The sequence below is a fragment of the Sphingosinicella ginsenosidimutans genome (genome assembly GCF_007995055.1).
In the GTDB taxonomy this organism is placed as follows: Bacteria; Pseudomonadota; Alphaproteobacteria; order Sphingomonadales; family Sphingomonadaceae; genus Allosphingosinicella; species Allosphingosinicella ginsenosidimutans.
This window is the reverse complement of sequence record NZ_VOQQ01000001.1, coordinates 670,479-691,062: the sequence shown is the minus strand read 5'-3', so window position 1 is coordinate 691,062 and position 20,584 is coordinate 670,479. Positions and strand designations below refer to the sequence as shown.

Sequence of the window (20,584 nt, the reverse complement as noted above, 5' to 3'; positions counted from 1 at the left end):
AAGTCATGGCGAAACTGAGTTCGATCAACAAGAACGAGCGTCGCAAGAAGCTGGCGAAGAAATATGCCGGCCAATATGCGAAGCTGAAGGCGATCGCGAACGACGAGTCCAAGGACGAGACGGAGCGCCTGATCGCGCGGCTGAAGATGGCCGAGATCCCGCGCAACGGCAATCCGACGCGCGTTCGCAACCGCTGCGAGCTGACCGGGCGTTCGCGCGCTTATTATCGCAAGTTCCGGCTGTCGCGCGTGATGCTGCGCGAACTGGGCAACAAGGGCCTGATCCCGGGCCTCACCAAGTCGAGCTGGTAAGGTATAGATATGCCATTGACCGATCCCTTGGGTGATATGCTCACCCGCATCCGCAACGGCCAGCAGGCGAAGAAGGACAGCGTCCTTTCGCCGGCATCGAAGCTGCGCGCCCGCGTGCTCGACGTGCTCCAGCGCGAAGGCTATATCCGCGGTTATTCCGAAGAGCAGATCGGCGGCCATAACGGCCTTCGCATCGAGCTCAAATATTTCGAGGGCCAGCCGGCGATCCAGCACCTGGCCCGCGTGTCGAAGCCGGGCCGCCGCGTCTATTCGGGCTCGCAGGACCTGCCGCGCGTGCGCAACGGCCTCGGCATCACCATCGTCTCGACGCCGCGCGGCGTGCTTTCGGATGCGGAAGCCCGGTCGCAGAATGTCGGCGGCGAAGTGCTCGCGGAGGTGTTCTGATGTCCCGCATCGGTAAACGGCCGGTTCCGCTCCCGTCGGGCGTCACCGCGACGATCGAAGGCGGCGTGCTCGCGGTGAAGGGGCCCAAGGGCACGCTTTCGCTGCAGACCGCCGACGAGATCGCCTATGGCCTCGAGGATGGCGCCATTTCGGTGAAGCCGGCCAATGACAGCAAGCGCGCCCGCGCTTTCTGGGGCATGCAGCGCACGCTGGTGCAGAACCTGGTCACCGGCGTGTCGGAGGGCTTCACCAAGACGCTCGAGATCACCGGTGTCGGCTATCGCGCCGCCGCGCAGGGCAAGAACCTGCGGCTCCAGCTCGGCTACAGCCACGACGTCAACATCGCGGTCCCCGACGGGCTGGAGGTGAAGACGCCGGATCCCACCACGGTCGAGATCAGCGGCATCGATCGCCAGAAGGTCGGTCAGCTCGCCGCCGAAATCCGCCGCTGGCGCAAGCCGGAGCCCTACAAGGGCAAGGGCATCAAGTATCGCGGCGAGTATATCTTCCGCAAAGAAGGCAAGAAGAAGTAAGCCATGGCGAGATTCAACCCCTTCGAGAAGCGCCGGCAGCGTGTCCGCGCCAGCCTGCGCGCCCGCGCCGGCGATCGCGCGCGCCTTTCGGTGCATCGCTCCGGCCGGCACATCTATGCCCAGGTCATCCTCGACAGCGAGGGCAAGACCGTCGCCGCCGCATCCACGCTGGAGAAGGAAGCCCGGGCCAAGACCGGGGCGACCGTCGCCTCCGCGCAGGATGTGGGCCGCAAGATCGCCGAGCGCGCCAAGGCCGCCGGCATCACCCGCGTGGTCTTCGATCGCGGCGGCTTCCTTTTCCACGGGCGCGTGAAGGCGCTCGCCGATGCCGCCCGCGAAGGCGGACTGGAGTTCTAAATGGCTGACGAAACCGAAATCCAGGGCGCCGAGGCCCAGGCCGCTCCCGAAGCAGCCGCAGCCGCCCCCGAGGGTCGGCGCGAGCGCGGCCCGCGCGGCGGGCGCGGCCGTGGCGGCGGCGATCGCGGCGGCCGCGGCCGTCGTGACGACCGGCGTGGCGGCCCGGGCCGCGACGAGGACGGCGGCGAGGAGCTGATCGAGAAGCTCGTCCACATCAACCGCGTCTCCAAGACGGTGAAGGGCGGCAAGCGCTTCGGCTTCGCGGCGCTCGTCGTCGTCGGCGACGGCAAGGGCCGGGCCGGCTTCGGCCACGGCAAGGCCCGCGAGGTGCCCGAGGCGATCTCCAAGGCGACCGCGGCGGCCAAGAAGGCGATGGTCCGCGTGCCGCTGCGCGAGGGTCGCACGCTTCACCATGACGGGCTCGGCCATTTCGGCGCGGGACGCGTCCATGTCCGTTCGGCCCCGGCCGGCACCGGCATCATCGCCGGCGGCCCGATGCGCGCCGTGTTCGAGAGCCTGGGCGTTGCGGACGTGGTGACCAAGTCGGTCGGCACCTCCAATCCCTACAACATGATCCGCGCGACCTTCGAGGCGCTCGGCGAGCAGACCTCGCCGAAGAGCGTCGCCCAGCGCCGCGGCAAGAAGATCGCCGACCTGATGGCGCGTCGCGAGGGCCTTTCCGCCGCCGAAGCCGACGCGCAGGCCGAAGCGGTGACGGAGTAAGCGCAATGGCGAAGCTGAAGATCACCCAGACGGGTTCGCCCATCCGCCGCACGCCGGATCAGCGCCGGACGCTGATCGGCCTGGGCCTCAACAAGATGCACAAGACGGTCGAGCTGGAGGATACCCCCGAGGTGCGCGGCATGATCCGGGCGGTGCAGCATATGGTGCGGGTCGAGGGCTAGCCCTCACCCCACCGACAGCGCGACAAAAGCGAAAGCGAGTGCAAACAAGATGAAACTCAACGACATCCGCGACAACAAGGGCGCCCGCAAGAGCCGGGTGCGCGTCGGCCGGGGCATCGGCTCCGGGCTCGGCAAGACCGCCGGGCGCGGCCAGAAGGGCCAGAAGAGCCGCGAGGGCGTCTCGATCAACGGCTTCGAGGGCGGCCAGATGCCGCTCCACATGCGGCTGCCGAAGCGCGGCTTCAACAACATCTTCGCCAAGGATTATGCCGAAGTGAATATCGGCGCGATCCAGAAGGCGATCGACGCCAAGACGCTCGATGCCAAGGGCACGCTCGATCATGCCGCGCTCAAGGCGGCGAACCTCGCCCGCGGCGGCAAGGACGGCGTTCGCGTGCTCGGCAAGGGCGAGCTCAAGGCGAAGCTCAACCTGAAGGTCGCCGGCGTTTCGGCCGGCGCCCGCGCCGCGATCGAGAAGGCCGGCGGTTCGATCGAGCTGATCGAAATCGTCCCGGCCGCCGAGAAGGCCGCCGCCAAGAAGGGCAAGGGCCAGCGCAAGGCCAAGGCGAGCGCCTGACCCCTGCCTTTTCCCGGAGAGAGGCTGACAAGCCTGAACCGGTCACTATATGAAGGCGGCGGGGGGCTTTCGGGTCCGCCCGCCGCTTCGTTATTCGCAAGGTCTAGAGACACATGGCAACCGCAGCCGACCAGATGGCCGCTTCGCTCAATCTGGCGAACTTCGCCAAGGCGACCGATCTCAAGAAAAGGCTGTGGTTCACGGTCGGCGCGCTCGTCGTGTTCCGGCTGCTGTCCTTCGTGCCGCTGCCCGGCATCGATCCGCGCGCCCTTGGCGCCCTGTTCGATACGACGCGCGGCGGCGTGCTCGATTTCTTCAACATGTTCTCGGGCGGCAGCCTGAAGCGGATGAGCCTGATCGCGCTCGGCGTGATGCCCTATATCACCGCCTCCATCGTGATGCAGCTCGCCACGACGATGTCGCCGCAGCTCGCCGCGCTGAAGAAGGAAGGCGAGAGCGGGCGCAAGAAGATCAACCAATATACCCGCTACGGCACGGTCATCCTGTGCGTCATCCAGGGTTATTTCCTCGCCGTCGGCCTGGAAAGCTGGGGCGCCGGCGAGGGCCAGTCGGCCGTGCTCGATCCCGGCATGATGTTCCGCATCACCACCGTCATCTCGATGGTCGGCGGCACCATGTTCCTGATGTGGCTGGGCGAGCAGATCACCAGCCGGGGCATCGGCAACGGCGTCTCGCTCATCATCATGGCCGGCATCGTCGCCAACATGCCGCAGGTGCTGAGCCAGCTGTTCGAAGGTGGCCGCACCGGCAGCATGGATCCGTTCGTGATCGTGTCGATCATCGTCGTCGCGGTCGTGCTGGTCCTGTTCATCTGCTTCATGGAGCTGGCCCAGCGCCGCGTGCTGATCCAGTATCCGAAGCGCCAGACGGCGCGCGGCCAGATCCAGCAGGAGCGTTCGCACCTGCCGCTGAAGGTCAACACGTCGGGCGTGATCCCGCCGATCTTCGCCTCGTCGCTGCTGCTGATGCCGCTCACCGTCGCCCAGTTCGCCGGGCAGAACCAGACGGGCGGCAGCTGGTGGAGCGAGCTCATCATCACGGTGAGCACCTGGCTCCAGCACGGCTCGCCGCTCTACATGCTGCTCTATGGCGCGGGCATCATCTTCTTCTGCTTCTTCTACACCTCGGTCGTGTTCAATCCCGAGGAGACGGCGGAAAATCTCAAGAAATATGGCGGCTTCATCCCCGGCATCCGGCCCGGCAAGCGCACCGAGGAATATCTGGATTACGTGCTGACGCGCGTGACCGTGGTCGGCGCGGCCTATCTCACCGCGATCTGCCTCATCCCGGAATTCCTGATCTCGAAGCTCGGCATCCCCTTCTATCTGGGCGGCACCAGCCTGCTCATCGTCGTCAACGTGACGATGGACACGGTGACCCAGATCCAGAGCCATCTCATGGCCCATCAATATGGCGACCTCATCAAGAAGGCGAAGTTGAAGGGCGGGGGGCTGCGGCGCTAGGCCGTTCAGGCCGACGAAGAGGGGAACGCCGACATGAACATCATCCTGCTCGGCCCGCCGGGGGCCGGCAAGGGCACGCAGGCCAGCCGGCTGGTCGAAGAACGCAACATGGTCCAGCTGTCGACTGGCGACATGCTGCGCGCCGCGGTTTCGGCCGGGACCGAAATCGGCCTCAAGGCGAAGGCGGTCATGGACGCCGGCGAGCTCGTGTCCGACGAGATCGTCGACGCGCTGATCGACGAGAAGCTGTCGGGGCTGACCCACGATCAGGGCGTGATCTTCGACGGCTATCCGCGCACGAGCAACCAGGCGGAATCGCTCGACAGGCTGCTCGCGGCGCACGATCGCAAGCTCGATGTCGTGATCGAACTGGAGGTCGACGAGGAGGCCCTGGTCGACCGCATCTCCGGCCGCTTCACCTGCGCGCGCTGCGGCGAGGGGTATCACGATCGCCACAAGCGCCCGGCGATCGACGGCGTCTGCGATGTCTGCGGCTCGACCGAGTTCAAGCGGCGGCCCGACGATAACGAGGCGACGGTTCGCACCCGGCTCGTCGAATATCGCGCCAAGACCGCGCCGATCCTGCCGCTTTACGAGGCGCGCGGGCTGGTCCGCCGGGTCGACGGCATGGCCGGCATCGCCGAGGTCGGCGCCGCGATCGACGCGATCCTCGATTCCGCCGGCTGACCCCGCGTCGGGGCCGGCGCGGCTCTCTCCCGAACCCAGCGACCAAAGCGTCGATCGGCGCGACCGAGCTGCACATGTGGCGCTCCGCCGCCGCGAAAACATGCTATGCCACGCCGTTCGCGACTCCGCCGGGCGGGCGGTCAGAGATGGGAGACGGGATATGAACGGGGGCGACAGCCTGATTATCGAGCCGATTCACACGGATTCGCGCGAATCCGAGCATGTCGATCTGGCCGGCTTCATGGAGGGCGTGAAGCGCCGCAATCCGGGCCAGACGGAGTTCATCCAGGCCGTCCAGGAAGTGGCCGAGGACATTTTCGAGTTCATCGAGGGCAAGGAGGATTATCACCGCTGGCAGATCCTGCGCCGCATCGCCGAGCCGGACCGGATCGTCTCCTTCCGCGTGTGCTGGGAGGACGACAATCATAATATCCGCGTCCAGCGCGGCTATCGCGTCCAGAACAACAATGCGATCGGGCCCTATAAGGGCGGCCTGCGGTTCCACCCGAGCGTCAACGAATCGATCCTGAAGTTCCTCGCCTTCGAACAGACGTTCAAGAACGCGCTGACCGGCCTGCCCATGGGCGGCGGCAAGGGCGGCTCCAACTTCAACCCGAAGGGCAAGAGCGACGGGGAGATCATGCGCTTCTGCCAGAGCTTCATGACCGAGCTCTATCGGCACATCGGCGCCGACGTGGACGTTCCGGCCGGCGACATCGGCGTCGGCGGGCGCGAGATCGGCTATATGTACGGCCAGTACAAGCGCATCACCGGCCAGTTCACCGGCGTCCTCACCGGCAAGGGCATGGAATATGGCGGCTCGCTGATCCGCCCCGAGGCGACCGGCTATGGCGCGGTCTATTTCCTCGAGAACATGCTCAAGACCAAGGGGCAGGATCTCGCCGGCAAGCGCGCCGTGATCTCCGGCTCCGGCAATGTCGCGACCCATGCGGCGGAAAAGATCAACCAGCTCGGCGGCAAGGTGCTGACGCTGTCGGACAGCGAGGGCTTCGTCCACGATCCCGACGGCATCGATCAGGAGAAGATCAACTGGGTGAAGGCGCACAAGACGCGCCGGCGCGGTCGCATTTCCGAATATGCCGACGAGTTCAAGAACGCGACCTTCCACGCCGGCCAGCGGCCCTGGGGCGTCGAATGCGACGTGGCGCTGCCCTGCGCCACCCAGAACGAGCTGCTCGGCGAGGATGCGCGGACGCTGGTGCGCAATGGCTGCATCGCGGTGTCGGAAGGCGCGAACATGCCGACCGATCTCGACGGCGTCCATGTCTTCAAGGAAGCGCACCTTCTCTACGCGCCGGGCAAGGCCTCCAATGCCGGCGGCGTGGCCGTCTCGGGCCTCGAGATGAGCCAGAACAGCGAGCGCCGCTCGTGGCGCGAGAGCGAGCTTCAGCAGATGCTCCGCGACATCATGGACGGCATCCATGAGCGCTGCCTTGAATATGGCGACCGCGGCGGCGGCTATACCGATTATGTGAAGGGCGCGAACATCGCCGGCTTCAAGAAGGTCGCCGATGCGATGCTGGCGTTCGGCGTCGTCTGATTCCGACGGGCCGGGCGGGGAGGCGTTCGCCGCCCTCTCGCCCGGCCCGGCGCTCCTTTCCTCCCGCTTGACAGCCCGCGCCAAAAGCGCAGCCTGACGCGCATGTCGCGGAGATCCGCTTGAACAAGAGCCCGCCTTCCCGCCGGCGCGGCGCGCCGACGATCCACGATGTCGCGACCTATGCCGGCGTATCGCGCATGACGGTGTCGCGCGTGATCAATGGCGAGGACCGGGTGAAGCCCGAAACCCGCCGCCTGGTCGACGCCGCGATCCGGGCGCTCAATTATGCGCCCAATCCGGCCGCCCGCTCGCTCGCCGGTGCATCGGTGCTGAGGATCGGGCTGCTCTCGCGAATTCCGAGCGCCGCCTATCTGGGCGAGTTCCTGATCGGCGCGCTCGACCGGTGCAGCCAGATCAACAGCCAGCTTATCGTCCGCCGCAACGAGCCGGGGGCGGACGAGGAGGAGGCGGCCGAGATGCTGATCGGCGCGCGGCTCGATGGCGTCATCCTGCCGCCGCCGCTCGCCGACGCCCCCCGGCTGATCGAGCGCCTCATCGACGCCGGCATCGCGCTGGTCGCCACCGGCTCCGTCCGATCCGCATCGGACATGGCCTCGATCGGCATCGACGATCGCGGCGCAGCGCGCGAGATGACGCGCCACCTGATCAAGCTCGGCCACCGCCGGATCGCCTTCATCTCGGGCCTCCCCAACCATGCCTCGACCGGACTTCGCCTCGCCGGTTATCGCGATGCGCTGGAGGAGGCGGGGCTGCCGGTCGATGAATCGATGATCGCACACGGCACCTACGGCTATCAGTCGGGGCTCACCGCGGCGGAGCATCTGCTGCTGCTCGACAAGCGACCGACCGCCATCTTCGCCTCCAATGACGACATGGCGGCCGCGGCGGTGGCGACCGCGCACCGCCATCGGCTCGACGTGCCGGCGGACCTGTCGGTCTGCGGCTTCGATGACACGCCGGTCGCGACGACGATCTGGCCGGAATTGACGACGATCCGCCAGCCGGTGGCCGCCATGGCCGACGGCGCCGTCACCATCCTCGCCGATCTGATCGCCGCAAAGCGCGCCGGCACCGCGGCGTCGGTCCCGCACCGGCTGCTCGATTTCGAACTGATCCGCCGCCAGTCGGACGGCCCGCCGCGATATCTGGATCGGTAGCGGCTCACTCGAAATCCTCCCGGCGGGACGAAGCCCCGAGGGGAGGAGCATCAGGCTCAGGCGCCCGGCCGCACGGTGACCGCCTCGCCGCTATAAGTAAGGCTGGAGTCCACGGTCCCGTCGAGATCGAGCGCACGCCCCGGGATCATCCAGCGCACCCGGATCTCCCGCCTCGGCGCCATGCCGGGATAGCCGCCCTGGCGCGGGCCGATGGTGAGCGTGCCGCTGCGATCGTCCCAGCGGATCGGAATCCGGGCATAGACATTGCGGCGATAGGCAAAGCTCGCGCCGTCATCCTCGTAGAGCGAGAAGCTGCCGTCGGCGCCCGGATAGACGAGCAGGGTGATCGGCGAGGCCGACGCATCGCCGGTCTGCTGCATGGCGGGCCCGGTGGGGACGATCGCTCCCGCCCGGACGAAGAGCGGCATCCGCTCATAGGGCGCGGCCGCGCGGATCGTTCGGCCGCCCTCATGCGCCTCGCCCGAATAGAAATCGATCCAGCGCGCCCCGGCGGGCAGATAGACGTCGCGGGCGCGGGCGCGAAACTCGCTGACCGGCGCGACCAGGAAGGCCGGCCCGAACATATATTCGTCGTCGACCCCCAGCCGCGCCGATCCTGCGGGAAATCCATCACGAGCCCGCGCATGATCGTGCCGTCGCGCCAGTAGGTGTCGGCGGCGAGGGTGTAGATATAGGGGAACAGGCGGTAACGAAGCCGGTCGTACCAGGCCATCGTCTCGTAGGTCGGGCTGCCCTCGGGTGCCATTTCGTAGATTTCGCGGTGCGGGAACTGGCCGTGGCTGCGGAACAATGGCGAGAAGGCGCCGAACTGGAACCAGCGCGTGTTGAGCTCGCGCCATTCTTCCTGCGCGGCCGGATCCTGGCTGGCATAGCGGGCCTCGACCGCGAAGCCGCCGATATCGTGGGTCCAGTTGGGCGCGCCCGACATCGAATAGTTGATCCCGGCCGAAATCTGATCGCGCAGCGCCTCCCAGCGCGAGGGCACGTCGCCGGACCAGACCGCCGCAGAGGCGCGCTGGATGCCGCCGAAGGCCGAGCGGGTGAGGATGAAGGGCCGCACGGCCGGGTTCCAGCGCACCAGATTGCCGGCAAGGCCGCCGACATGGGCGATCGGATAGGAGTTGAAGAAGGCCGCGCCGGGCCCGAGCGCCGTCGGGCCCATCCTCAGCGCGCGCTCCTCGATCGAAAGATTGGAATGGATGTCCGGCTCGCTCGCGTCGAGCCACCAGCCATCCACGCTGAGCCGCGCGAGCCGATCGCGGATCTGCGTCCAGTAAAGCCGCCGGCCGCGTGCGTTGTAGGGATCGTAGAAGCTGTTGAGATAGCCTTGGCCGACCCAGTCCCGGGTGCCGAGCGCGACGTTGCGGCGATAGATGGCGCCGACCGCGTCGAGCGCGCGGTAATTGTCGGTCGTCGGATAGAATTTGGGCCAGACCGAGATCATGAAATGGGCATCGAGCGCGTGGATGCGATCGATCATCGCCTGCGGATCTGGGTAGCGCGCGGGATCGAAACGGTGGCTGCCCCACGCATCCTCCGGCCAGTAGAACCAGTCCTGCACGATATTGTCGAGCGGCAGGCCGCGACGCCGATATTCCTCGACGACCCCGACGAGCTGGTCCTGCGTCTCATAGCGTTCGCGGCTCTGCCAGAAGCCGTAGGCCCAGCGCGGCAGCAGCTCGGCCTTGCCGGTCAGCGCGCGGTAGCCCGCGATGACGCCGTCCATGTCGTCGCCGGCGATGAAATAATAATCCTCTGCGCGGCCCACCTCGGAAGCGAAGGAGAGGCTGTGCCGATCGGCCTCGTCCTGCGGATCGTTGTGGAGCAAGGCGAGATAGCCGCCCTCCGGCCGCCATTCGATGCGGATATCGGCATGGCCGCCCGCCGCGATCGGCAGATCGGCATTGTGATACCAGGGGTTCCAGTTCTGCCGCCACGCATCGATCGCCTCGCGGCCGTCGATCGACATGCTGAAATAGCTCGACGCGTAGAGACGGAAACGGTGCAGCCCGCCGCTGCGCGCCGTCGCGCGGCCGGTCCACACGACGCGCAGGCCGGGCACCGTGCCCGCGCCGTCGGGGGTGCGCGTGCCGGTCGGCCAGTCATTGCCGCGATCGAGATATTGATAGTCGATCGTCGCTTCCTGCCGGGTCGCGACCAGGCGGTCGCCGACATAATAATGCGCGGTCCAGCCGTTCGCCCCGTTGTCCCCGGTGACGGCGAGGCCGTCGTCCGCCGCGCCGGCAAGGCCATAGGGCCTGGGATTGCCGAAGCGGGTGATCGAATCATTGTCCCACAGCAGGCCGTAATTGCGGGTCGAGACGATGAAGGGGATGGCGATGTCGATATTGTGCTGGGCGAGTTCGACGTCCTCGCCATTATAGTTCATCTGCCGGTTCTGGTGCTGGCCGAGACCGAAGAGGCCCTCATCGGTGCCGCGGTTGAACTGCTGGCGGATCGAGACATAGGGCTCGCCCTGAACCGTCACCGGCGTGAAGCTGGGCGGCGCGGTTTCGGCAAGCACGGTCTCGCCGGCCGCGTTTCGGAAGCGCACCCTCCCGTCGGCAAGATCGACCTCGGCGTGGATCTCGCCCGTCGAAATCACCGCGCGTCCGCTCTCCTCAGAGACGGTGAAGCGGCCATTGGGGCGCGCGGTCACCATCAGGCTCGGCATGACGCGCGCATCGGGCGCCGGCAGCGCGGTAACCCGCACGATCCGGGGGCCATAGACTTCGAGAGACACGCGCGGCCCATGCGCCGGAACGACGGCGATTCCATGCGCCGTGCGGACGAAATGCCCGTCTCCGTCCGCGGCCTCGGCGGACGAAGCCGTCGCCAGGATCAGCGCCGCCGCAAGGGCGCCCGCCAGTCGTCGCATATCCCCCTCCGCGCGGTTCGGGGCCGCATCCGCCTGTTGTCGCTTTCGACGGCGCGGTTGGCAAGACGGAGCGCCTGCCCATTGCCACGGGAGCGGCGGCCTCTCTGAAGCAAAATGAATTGGCCACGACGAAACTAAGTCGCAAATACGAGGTTCAGTCGTAGCCAGTCCATTCTCGACAAAACGGAACCGACAAAATGAATCTACAGGTTAGGTCACGAATAGCAGACGTAATTATTTCAACATCTATTGTGATACCGTAATTATACTAACAGGGAAAGCCGCAGTTAACCAAGGCGCTTCGGCGTTTCGTCGCGTGATGCGCTCGAATGATCGTCGGAATTGCCGGTGATGCTGGGTTCGTTCATCTGGGAGAAAGGTTGCCCCGAACACGGAACGCCACGTCATCGGCGTCCGGGCGCAGCGGCGAGCCGCAGATCAGCGTGGGCATCGATGGGAGGAAGTTACGTTTCGCCGGCCCGACGGCCGAGTTCGAAGGAATAATCCATGCGCGTCATGTCCAGAAATCCAGGCCTTCTCATCCTTCTCGCCGGCGTCGCCGCGGCGGCCCCGGTCGCGCTCGCGGCGCAGCCCCAGGACCCGCCGGAGGCCGATATTTCAACGAGCGTCAGCGGCCCGCCTCCCGCGGAAACGGGCGAGATGACCGAAGGGCCCGACATCGACGGGATCATCACCGCGCGCAGTGGCGATCAGCTGCAAGTCTCGACCGCCGACGGCGCCACGACGTCCGTCGCGGTCAGTGGCGACACAAGGATCACGGCGCGCGGCGGCTTCCTTGGCCTGGGGCGCACCCGGCTTGCCGAGGATTCGCTGCTCAACGGCCTGCCGGTCAGCGTCCAGACCTGGCAATCGGGCGGTGGCCTCGTCGCGCGGCGGATCGATCTCAAGAACCGGGACCTCAGGACCGCCTCGATGATCCACGGCGGCACCGCTCAGCAATTCGCGGAGCAGGGTTCCGCGATCCAGCACAATGCCGAGGCGACGGAGGCGCTTCGCGGCCGCCTCGGCAGCATCGATCAATATAATGTCCGCAGCACGACCACGGTGAACTTCGCCTTCGGCCGGGCCAACCTGTCCGAACAGGCGAAGGCCGATCTGTGCGCCACGGCCCAGTCGGCCGGGCAGACGGAGAACGCGCTTCTGCTCGTCGTCGGCTACACCGATTCGGTCGGCAGCCCGGAGGTCAACCAGGCGCTCAGCGAACGCCGCGCGGGCAACGTCGTCAACTATCTCCAGCAGGCCTGCGGCTGGCAGCCCTATCGGATGCTGACACCGACCGGCATGTCCGAATCGAATCCGGTGGCGAGCAACGACACCCCCGACGGCCGGACGCAGAACCGCCGGGTCCAGGTCAGCGTGCTGGTCAGCAAGGCCGTCGACGGACTGTAAGAGGCGAGGGGGCGGGCCGTACCCGTCCCCTTCCGGTCGGAACGTGCCCGCCGACGCCGATGTGACCGAGTATCGGCGGGCCCGCTACCCCGAATTCCTCAGCGCGGTCGCGATGGCGTTGATCGAAAGCTGGATGCCCTCGGCGATCCTTGGGTCGTCCTCGCCGGCGCGGTGGCGTTTCATCAGCTCGATCTGCAGCAGGTTCAGCGGCTCGATATAGGGGAGGCGCAGGCGGATCGAGGCGTCGAGCGCCGGCTGGCTTTCGAGCAATCGGGACTCGCCGGTGATCGCCAGCAGGCATTCGCGCGTCTTCATCCAATCGTCGCGGATGCGGCCGAACAGGGTGTCGCGCAGCGCCTCGTCCTCGACCAGCCCGGCATAATGGGCGGCGATCCCCATGTCCGATTTGGCGAGCACCATCTCCAGATTGTCGAGCGTGGTCCGGAAGAAGGGCCAGGCCTCCCGCATCTCCCGGAGCTCTTCGATGTCGCCGAACGCGGCGAGCCCGTGGCCGACGCCGTACCAGCCCGGCAGCATCACCCGCGCCTGGCTCCACGAGAAGACCCAGGGAATGGCGCGCAGATCCTCGATCCGGCCGGACTGGTTCCGGCTGGCCGGCCGCGATCCGATCTTGAGCCCCGATATCTCGGCGATCGGCGTCATCTGGCGGAAGAAGGTGCGGAAGCCTTCGGTGCCGTAGACGAGATCGCGATAGGCCGCGAAGGCGGTCTCGGAAATGCGCGCCATCGCGGCGTAGAAGCGCTCGCGCCGGCGCCCCGATCGCGGCTCGAGGCTGGCGAGCAAGGTGGCGGAGGCCATCGCGTCGAGATTGGCCGCGGCGCTTTCCGGCGTCCCATATTTGGCGGCGATCACCTCGCCCTGCTCGGTAATGCGGATGCGGCCCTGGACGGTGCCGGACGGCTGGGCGAGGATCGCGGCGAAGCTCGATCCGCCGCCGCGGCCGACGGCGCCGCCCCGGCCGTGGAAAAGCTGGAGCCGGGTCCCCGCCTCGGCGAAGACTTCGGCAAGCGCGCGGCTCGCCTTCTGGAGGCTCCAGACCGAGGTGAGATAGCCGCCATCCTTGTTGCTGTCGGAATAGCCGAGCATCACCTCCTGGTGCCCGCGCGCCTTCGTGATGGCCGCCATTTCCGGAAGCGCGAAGAAGGCGCGCATGATCGCCGGCGCCGCCTCGAGATCCTCGATCGTCTCGAACAGCGGCACGACCATGATCGCCGCGTGCGGCGGATCGCCGGGGCGCCACAGGCCCGCTTCCTTCAGCATCACATGGACTTCCAGCAGATCGGAGACGCTGGCGGCCTTGGAGATGATGTAGGTCGTGATCGCGGCCGGGCCGTAGGCGGCATGGGCTTCGGCGGCGGCGTGGAGGATCGCGAGCTCGGATTTCGTCTCGTCCGAATAGTCCGCGAAAGGGCTGGCGAGCGGACGGACGGTCGCGAGCTCGGCGCGAAGCAAAGCAACGCGCGCCGCCTCGTCGAGCGCCGCATAATCCGGCCCGACCTCGGCAACCCTGAGCAGCTCGGCGACGACGCGCTCATGGACATCGGAATTCTGCCTGAGATCGAGCGTCGCGAGATGGAAGCCGAAGGTCTCGACCGCGCGGACCAGCCGGCCGAGCGGGCCGGTGCGCCCGATCTCGCCGAGCCCGTCCGCGATCGCCTCGAGCTCCGCCCTGAAGTCCCCCGGCGCGTCATAAGGCTCGCCAGCGACGGAGGCGCGGCGCTCCGGCGGCCGGCCGACGACCCTTTCGAAGGTCGCGGCGAGCCGGCCGTAAATGGCGGTGAGCGCGCGCCGATAGGGCTCGTCGCGCCGCGCGAGGCCGAGATCGCCCGAACGCTCGGCGATGGCCAGCACCGCTTCGGGCACATGGGCATGTTCGGATGAAATCGACAGCTCGGCCCCCAGCGCGTGGACCTGGTCCAGATAATGGCCGATCGCCGTCTCCGCCGCCCGGGAGAGGGCAAGGCGGAGCGACTCCGCGCCGACGAAGGGATTGCCGTCGCGGTCGCCGCCGATCCAGCTGCCCGGCCTCAGGAAGCTCGCCGGCCTTCGGCCGAGCGCACGCTCCCAGCGCGCATACATGGCGGGAAGGACGGGAAGGAACGTGTCGCGCAGGTAGGAAATGGCGGTCTCCACCTCATCGGCGACGAACAATCGCTCGCGCCGCAGCGCCCGCGTCTGCCACAGCAGGGCGATCTGGCGCTTGAGCGCGACCTCCACCTCGTCGCCCTCCGCCGTCTCGAGGGCGCCGCGATCGCGCAGCTTCATCAGCTCGGCGATCCGGTTGCGGTGATCGATGATGCTCTTGCGGCGCACCTCGGTCGGGTGCGCGGTCAGCACCGGAGCGATGAGCGCGCCGTCGAGCAGCTCCGCGGCCGCATCGGCGCCGATTCCCTCGCGCGCGAGCCGCGCCAGCGCCTCCGCCATCGTGCCGCCCGGTTCGGACGTGAAGCCCTGCCGGTCCTCGGCGAGATTGGCGAGCAGGGTGAACAGCATGAAGCCGTGGACGAAGGCGAGCGTGTCGTCGAGGCTCAGCGCGTCGAGGCCCGGGTCCACCGCGTCGCCCCGGGTGACGCCGCGATAGCGATCGACCGAGCTTGCGCGGATATATTCGATCCGGCGGAAAAGCGCCTCGCCGTCCGCCTCGCGGATCACGTCGCCGAGCAGCCGGCCCAGATAGCGTATGTCGGGATTCTGCCCGATCGCCGGCGCCGCCTGTGCATCCCCCGTTCCGCTCATCGATCAGCCTCCATCGGATCGGTCGTGGCTAGCAGAAGTGGCGGCGCTTTTCCTCTCTCTTTGCTGCGCTGCAACCCAGAGAGTCGCGGCGCTTGACTCGCCCCGACTCAAATCCTACATCGCGCTCATCCCGTTAACCGGTCCTCCGGCGGCGCTTTCGTGCGCGCGTCGGCTATGCCTGTTTCGGGCCACGACGCTTTGAGATGGGCAGGTCGCCAGCCCGCCCGTGGAGCAGGAGAAAAGCAAGCATATGGCACGTATCGCTGGGGTCAACATCCCGACCAACAAGCGCGTCGAAATCGCGCTGACCTACATTCACGGCATCGGCCGCACCAAGGCCAAGGAAATCACCGCCAAGCTGGGCATCCCCGCCGAGCGCCGCGTCCAGGACCTGACCGACCAGGAAGTCCTGCACCTGCGCGAGACGATCGACGCCGATCATACCGTCGAGGGCGATCTCAGGCGCGAGACGGCGATGAACATCAAGCGGCTGATGGACCTCGCCTGCTATCGCGGGCTTCGCCATCGCAAGGGCCTGCCGGTCCGCGGCCAGCGCACGCACACCAATGCGCGCACCCGCAAGGGCAAGGCCAAGCCGATCGCCGGCAAGAAGAAGTAATCCGCCACGCACGGATTACTCCGCCGGAGGCTCGCCTCCGCCAAGCACAGATTTCAAGGTTAGGTCAGACAAGACATGGCACGTGAACCGCAGCGCCTCCGCCGTCGCGAGCGCAAGAACATCACCGCCGGCGTCGCCCATGTGAACGCCAGCTTCAACAACACGATGATCACCATCACCGACGCCCAGGGCAATGCCATTGCGTGGAGCTCGGCCGGCATGATGGGCTTCAAGGGCAGCCGCAAGTCGACGCCCTATGCCGCCCAGGTCGCCGCCGAGGACGCGGGCAAGAAGGCCGCCGAACATGGCGTGCGCACCCTCGAGGTCGAGGTGAAGGGCCCGGGCTCGGGTCGCGAATCGGCGCTTCGCGCGCTTCAGGCGGTCGGCTTCACGATCACCTCGATCCGTGACGTGACCCCGATCCCGCACAACGGCGTGCGCCCGTCCAAGCGTCGCCGCGTTTAACCGCCGGAGCCCGGCGCGCGGCCGCTGGCCGGAAACGTCGGGCGCAGGAGGTTCGAAAGATACTCGGGAAGCCGCCCCCCGCTTCCCCAACCGCCAGAGGGAAAACATGGCCGTCAACGCAAAGAACTGGCAGGAAATGAAGAAGCCCAACGCCCTCGAAAAGCGCGCCGCGGGCGACGCCAAGCGTAAGGCGACGTTCGTCGCCGAGCCGCTGGAGCGCGGCTTCGGCCTGACGCTCGGCAACTCGCTTCGGCGGGTGCTCATTTCCTCGCTTCAGGGCGCCGCGATCACCTCGATCAAGATCGAGGGCGTCCTCCACGAATTCTCCAGCCTCGCGGGCGTCCGCGAGGACGTGACCGATATCGTCCTCAACGTGAAGCAGATCGCGCTGAAGATGGAAGGCGAGGGCCCGAAGCGGCTGTCGCTCTCGGCGACCGGCCCCGGTGAGGTCACCGCCGGCCAGATCGCGGTCTCGGGCGATATCGAGGTGATGAACCCCGATCTCGTCATCTGCCATCTCGACGACGGCGCGACGCTCAACATGGAGCTCACCGCCGAGACCGGGAAGGGCTATGTCGCCGCCGCGTCCAACCGGCCGGCCGACGCGCCGATCGGCCTCATCCCGATCGACGCGCTTTATTCGCCGGTCCGCCAGGTCAGCTACAAGGTCGATCCGACCCGCGTCGGTCAGGATCTCGACTATGACAAGCTGACGCTGACGGTCGAGACCGACGGCACGGTGACTCCGGATGACGCGCTGGCTTATGCGGCGCGCATCCTTCAGGACCAGCTGCAGCTCTTCGTCCATTTCGACGAGGGCCTGACGATGATGTCGACCCCCGCCGGCATGGTCGGCGCGGCCGCCGGCCCGGCCGATGCCGAGGCCGACGCCAACCAGCTCAACCGCTACCTGCTCAAGAAGGTGGACGAGCTGGAACTGTCGGTCCGCAGCGCCAACTGCCTGAAGAACGACAACATCATCTATATCGGCGATCTCGTTCAGAAGACCGAGGCGGAGATGCTTCGCACCCCGAACTTCGGCCGCAAGTCGCTGAACGAAATCAAGGAAGTCCTCGCCAGCATGGGCCTGCGTCTCGGCATGGACATCCCCGGCTGGCCGCCCGAGAATATCGAGGAAATGGCCAAGAAGCTCGAGCAGGAACTGCTCGGCTGATCCGCGGCCAGATTTGAACAGGAAGGGCCGTCCCGATGGGGCGGCCCTTTTCCGTCTGTATCGCCTGCGATTCCCCGGCCGGGAACGGCCGGGCCGGCCTTTCGTCCGCTCAGCCCGTCAACCGTGCGGTCAGGGCCAGCAGCGGTGGGCTGGACGCGATGGGGCGGATGAGGGCGACGCCGAGGGTGATCGCGCCAAGGCCCCAGAAATAGGCCGGATGGATGCTGCGGCGGGTCGCGATGTCCCAGGCCATGGCGATCGCGAAATAGACCGCGAGGCCCGCCCAGACGCCCCAGTAGATCCAGCCGCCAAGCAATGGCAGCGGAAGCAATCTTGCGAGGCCAGGGGCCATCACCACGATTGCGCCAGACAGCATCAGTCGCCGGTGCCAGTCGCTCTTCGCCCTCAATCGCACCGCTGACCAGGTGAGGCCGGCGAAGACGAGGACGTAGGTCCAATCCATCACCATGAAGGCGCTGGGTTCGAAAAAGGGAGGGATCCGGTGGTTCGCCGCGGCCAGCATGGTGGCGCTGATTCCGATCGCGATCATCCAGGCGACATAGACGGCGGCGATCGGCCCGACGCGACGGTGGAGGTTCACCCGGCCGCTCCAGACGAGATAATTCTGGAACACCCAGATCGCCATCCATCCCATGAAGGTGACGCCGTGGAGGTGGACCCACCAGGGCGAGGCGAGGCTGGATCGGCCCATCGCGAACTGGAACGAAAATCCGGCGACGGTCGTCGCCGCGATCGCGAGGGCGATCCAGAAGAAGAAATTGCGCTCGCGCGCGACCGGGTGGGGCCGGCCGCTTTCCGCCACAGTCGCCATCTGCCAGGCTCCCCCCGTTTCCGAGGCGGAACGATACCAGATCCGGGCTCTCCTTGCCAGATCGGGCGCCCGGCTTTGACGGCGCCGCGAGCTTTGCTAGACCCGCCGCCTATCCATATGCAGCCGGGGGCTTTTTCATGCGCAGGTCCGCTCTCCTTTTCGTCTTGCCCGCCCTTTTCCTCGCGCCGCTCGCGGCCGCGCAGGGGCCGGCGGTCCATTATCCGGACACGAAGCGGGGCGATGTGGTGGAGCAGCATTTCGGGGAGAGCATCGCCGATCCCTATCGCTGGCTCGAAAATGACGTGCGCACCGATCCCGAAGTGCGCGAGTGGGTGACAGCGCAGAATGCGGTCACCAACGCCTTCCTCCAGACGCTGCCGGGCCGCGAGGCGATCCGGGCGCGAATGACGCAATTCTACAATTACGAGCGGTTCGGCATCCCGGAGCGGGCCGGCAGCCGCTATTTCTACACGCGCAACGACGGCCTTCAGAACCAGTCGGTGCTCTATGTGCGCGACGGCCTCGGCGGGACGCCGCGCGTGCTGATCGATCCGAACGGCTGGTCGCAGGACGGCGCGACGGCGCTCGCCGAATGGCGCCCCTCGCAGGACGGGCGCCATCTCATCTATTCGATCCAGGACGGCGGCACCGACTGGCGCACGGTGCGCGTGCTCGACGTGGCGACCGGGCAGCCGACGGGCGACGAGGTCCGCTGGGTCAAATTCTCCAATCTCGACTGGGCGAAGGACGGATCGGGCTTCTTCTATTCGCGCTTTCCGGAGCCCGGCGCGCATGCCTTTCAGCAGCTGAACGAGAACCAGTCGGTCTATTTCCATCGGCTCGGCACGGCCCAGGCCGAGGACCGGCTGGTCTTTGCGACCCCCGACCATCCGCGCTGGAACAACAGCGCCGAGGTGTCGGACGACGGGCGCTGGCTGATCGTCACCTCCTCCGAAGGGACGGACGCGCGCTATACGGTGACCCTGGTCGATCTCGCTCATCCCGATGCGCCGCCCCGCCCGCTGGTGACGGGCATGGAAAATGACTGGAACTATCTCGGCAATCGCGGCTCGCTCTTCTACTGGCGGACCAACAAGGATGCGCCGCGCCAGCGGATCGTCGTCACCGACATCGCAAGCCCGACGCCCGCGCCTCGCGAGCTGGTGGCGCAGGATGAAGCGACGCTTGAGGGGGCGTCGATCGTCGGCGATCGGCTGGTGCTCGAATATCTCGTCGACGCAAAGAGCGAGGTTCGCACGTTCGGCCTCGATGGCCGCCCGGCAGGCAATATCGCGCTGCCCGGGATCGGCAGCACCGGCGGCTTTCGCGGGCATCCGGGATCGAACGAGACCTTCTACAGCTTCTCCAGCTACAACCGGCCCGGGACGATCTATCGCTATGACAGCGCGACCGGGCAGAGCACCGTGTTCGCCCAGCCGACGCTTCCTTACGATCCGGACAATTACGAAGTCTCGCAGGTCTTCTACAATTCGAAGGACGGGACGCGGATCCCGATGTTCCTCGTGCGCCGCCGCGATCTCGATCGCAGCCGGCCGCACCCGACCTTGCTCTACGCTTATGGCGGGTTCGACATTTCCTCGACGCCCGCGTTCCAGCCGCGCTGGCTGACCTGGGTCGACATGGGCGGCGTCTTCGCGGTTGCGAACATCCGCGGCGGCGGCGAATATGGCGAGGCCTGGCACGATGCCGGCCGGCGGGCGAACAAGCAGAACGTGTTCGACGATTTCATCGCGGCCGGCGAATATCTGATCGCCCAGCATATCACGCCGGAGCATGGCCTGGCGATCGAGGGGCGCTCGAACGGCGGCCTGCTGATCGGCGCGGTGGTGGATCAGCGGCCCGACCTGTTCGCCGCGGCGCTGCCTGGAGTCGGCGTGATGGACATGCTGCGCTTCGACCGGTTCACCGCCGGGCGCTACTGGGTCGACGATTACGGCTATCCGGACCGGGAGGCGGATTTCCGCGTGCTGAGGGCCTATTCGCCCTATCACAACATCCGGGACGGCGTTCGCTATCCGCCGATCCTGGCCACCACGGCCGATACGGACGACCGCGTCGTGCCGGGGCACAGCTTCAAATATATATCGGCGATGCAGCATGCCGACGCCAACGGCGCGCCGCACCTCATCCGCATCGAAACGCGCGCCGGCCACGGATCCGGCAAGCCGACGGACAAGCAGATCGAGGAGTTCACCGACATGTGGGCCTTCATCGCCCACTTCACCGGGCTTGAAATCCCGACGGCGGGGGCGGCGCACTAGCGACGCGCCGGGCCGAGTCGTTCCCGACCCTGTCCGGCCCGGCAGGCGCGATCGTTACGGATGCGACGAACGTCACCTGTTCGCGATCAACGGCGTCCGGAGTGCGGTAGAGAGCGCAAATCGCGGGCGCTTCGGTGCTAGACAGGTC

18 protein-coding genes and 2 pseudogenes are annotated in these 20,584 nt (G+C 67.0%); 16 read left to right on the top strand and 4 right to left on the bottom strand.

The window, feature by feature from the left end:
* Positions 1-5: 5 nt before the first annotated feature.
* The 11 genes from rpsN to FRZ32_RS03335 all read left to right on the top strand — a co-directional run bounded on the left by rpsN (position 6) and on the right by FRZ32_RS03335 (position 7,998).
* Positions 6-311 carry a 30S ribosomal protein S14 gene (rpsN, locus tag FRZ32_RS03385; RefSeq protein WP_147042176.1) on the top strand — a complete coding sequence of 102 codons (306 nt, stop codon included), beginning with the start codon at positions 6-8 and terminating at the stop codon, positions 309-311.
* A 9-nt stretch (positions 312-320) separates the two neighbouring features.
* Positions 321-716: a 30S ribosomal protein S8 gene (rpsH, locus tag FRZ32_RS03380; protein ID WP_147042175.1), complete on the top strand. Its 396-nt coding sequence runs from the start codon at positions 321-323 to the stop codon at positions 714-716.
* Complete coding sequence (rplF, locus tag FRZ32_RS03375; protein ID WP_147042174.1) at positions 716-1,249, top strand: 50S ribosomal protein L6; 534 nt, start codon at positions 716-718, stop codon at positions 1,247-1,249. The genes rpsH and rplF overlap by 1 nt, the downstream gene beginning before the upstream one ends.
* A 3-nt stretch (positions 1,250-1,252) precedes the next feature.
* Positions 1,253-1,606 (top strand): 50S ribosomal protein L18, encoded by a 354-nt coding sequence (rplR, locus tag FRZ32_RS03370; RefSeq protein ID WP_147042173.1) that lies wholly within the window; start codon positions 1,253-1,255, stop codon positions 1,604-1,606.
* Complete coding sequence (rpsE, locus tag FRZ32_RS03365) at positions 1,607-2,329, top strand: 30S ribosomal protein S5 (protein ID WP_147042172.1); 723 nt, start codon at positions 1,607-1,609, stop codon at positions 2,327-2,329.
* A gap of 5 nt (positions 2,330-2,334) precedes the next feature.
* Positions 2,335-2,511, top strand: coding sequence for a 50S ribosomal protein L30 (gene rpmD / locus FRZ32_RS03360; protein ID WP_147042171.1), 177 nt, complete (start codon positions 2,335-2,337; stop codon positions 2,509-2,511).
* A gap of 49 nt (positions 2,512-2,560) precedes the next feature.
* The gene (gene rplO / locus FRZ32_RS03355) at positions 2,561-3,088 is read left to right on the top strand and encodes a 50S ribosomal protein L15 (RefSeq protein WP_147042170.1); all 528 of its coding nucleotides are present in this window, start codon (positions 2,561-2,563) and stop codon (positions 3,086-3,088) included.
* 113 nt (positions 3,089-3,201) lie between these two features.
* The gene (secY, locus tag FRZ32_RS03350) at positions 3,202-4,572 is read left to right on the top strand and encodes a preprotein translocase subunit SecY (protein ID WP_147042169.1); all 1,371 of its coding nucleotides are present in this window, start codon (positions 3,202-3,204) and stop codon (positions 4,570-4,572) included.
* 33 nt (positions 4,573-4,605) lie between these two features.
* Complete coding sequence (locus FRZ32_RS03345; protein ID WP_147042168.1) at positions 4,606-5,259, top strand: adenylate kinase; 654 nt, start codon at positions 4,606-4,608, stop codon at positions 5,257-5,259.
* 160 nt (positions 5,260-5,419) lie between these two features.
* On the top strand, positions 5,420-6,820 hold the full coding sequence (gene gdhA / locus FRZ32_RS03340; RefSeq protein WP_147042167.1) for an NADP-specific glutamate dehydrogenase: 1,401 nt from the start codon (positions 5,420-5,422) through the stop codon (positions 6,818-6,820).
* 119 nt (positions 6,821-6,939) lie between these two features.
* Positions 6,940-7,998: a LacI family DNA-binding transcriptional regulator gene (locus FRZ32_RS03335; protein WP_147042166.1), complete on the top strand. Its 1,059-nt coding sequence runs from the start codon at positions 6,940-6,942 to the stop codon at positions 7,996-7,998.
* 206 nt (positions 7,999-8,204) lie between these two features.
* Here FRZ32_RS03335 and FRZ32_RS15700 read toward each other — a convergent pair.
* Positions 8,205-8,582 (bottom strand): annotated as a pseudogene (locus FRZ32_RS15700) (DUF5110 domain-containing protein); the annotation flags it as partial.
* A gap of 155 nt (positions 8,583-8,737) precedes the next feature.
* Positions 8,738-10,897 (bottom strand): annotated as a pseudogene (locus tag FRZ32_RS03330) (TIM-barrel domain-containing protein); the annotation flags it as partial.
* A 507-nt stretch (positions 10,898-11,404) separates the two neighbouring features.
* On the opposite strand from FRZ32_RS03330, the gene FRZ32_RS03325 reads away from it, so the two are divergent.
* A complete protein-coding gene (locus FRZ32_RS03325) occupies positions 11,405-12,307 on the top strand; it encodes an OmpA family protein (protein WP_147042165.1) in 903 nt (300 codons plus the stop codon).
* A gap of 84 nt (positions 12,308-12,391) precedes the next feature.
* Here the strand turns inward: FRZ32_RS03325 and ppc are convergent, their stop codons facing one another.
* Entirely contained in the window at positions 12,392-15,064 is a 2,673-nt protein-coding gene (ppc, locus tag FRZ32_RS03320) for a phosphoenolpyruvate carboxylase (protein ID WP_147042164.1), read from the bottom strand.
* Positions 15,065-15,314: 250 nt separating this feature from the next.
* Between ppc and rpsM the strand changes: the two genes are divergently transcribed.
* The 3 genes from rpsM (at position 15,315) to FRZ32_RS03305 (ending at position 17,322) form a co-directional block, all read left to right on the top strand.
* Positions 15,315-15,683: a 30S ribosomal protein S13 gene (gene rpsM, locus FRZ32_RS03315; RefSeq protein ID WP_147042163.1), complete on the top strand. Its 369-nt coding sequence runs from the start codon at positions 15,315-15,317 to the stop codon at positions 15,681-15,683.
* A gap of 75 nt (positions 15,684-15,758) precedes the next feature.
* Positions 15,759-16,148 carry a 30S ribosomal protein S11 gene (rpsK, locus tag FRZ32_RS03310; RefSeq protein WP_135086426.1) on the top strand — a complete coding sequence of 130 codons (390 nt, stop codon included), beginning with the start codon at positions 15,759-15,761 and terminating at the stop codon, positions 16,146-16,148.
* Positions 16,149-16,254: 106 nt separating this feature from the next.
* On the top strand, positions 16,255-17,322 hold the full coding sequence (locus FRZ32_RS03305; protein ID WP_147042162.1) for a DNA-directed RNA polymerase subunit alpha: 1,068 nt from the start codon (positions 16,255-16,257) through the stop codon (positions 17,320-17,322).
* Positions 17,323-17,431: 109 nt separating this feature from the next.
* Here the strand turns inward: FRZ32_RS03305 and FRZ32_RS03300 are convergent, their stop codons facing one another.
* A complete protein-coding gene (locus FRZ32_RS03300) occupies positions 17,432-18,154 on the bottom strand; it encodes a hypothetical protein (RefSeq protein WP_147042161.1) in 723 nt (240 codons plus the stop codon).
* A gap of 137 nt (positions 18,155-18,291) precedes the next feature.
* On the opposite strand from FRZ32_RS03300, the gene FRZ32_RS03295 reads away from it, so the two are divergent.
* Entirely contained in the window at positions 18,292-20,436 is a 2,145-nt protein-coding gene (locus FRZ32_RS03295; RefSeq protein ID WP_147042160.1) for a prolyl oligopeptidase family serine peptidase, read from the top strand.
* The last annotated feature ends 148 nt before the right edge of the window (positions 20,437-20,584 follow it).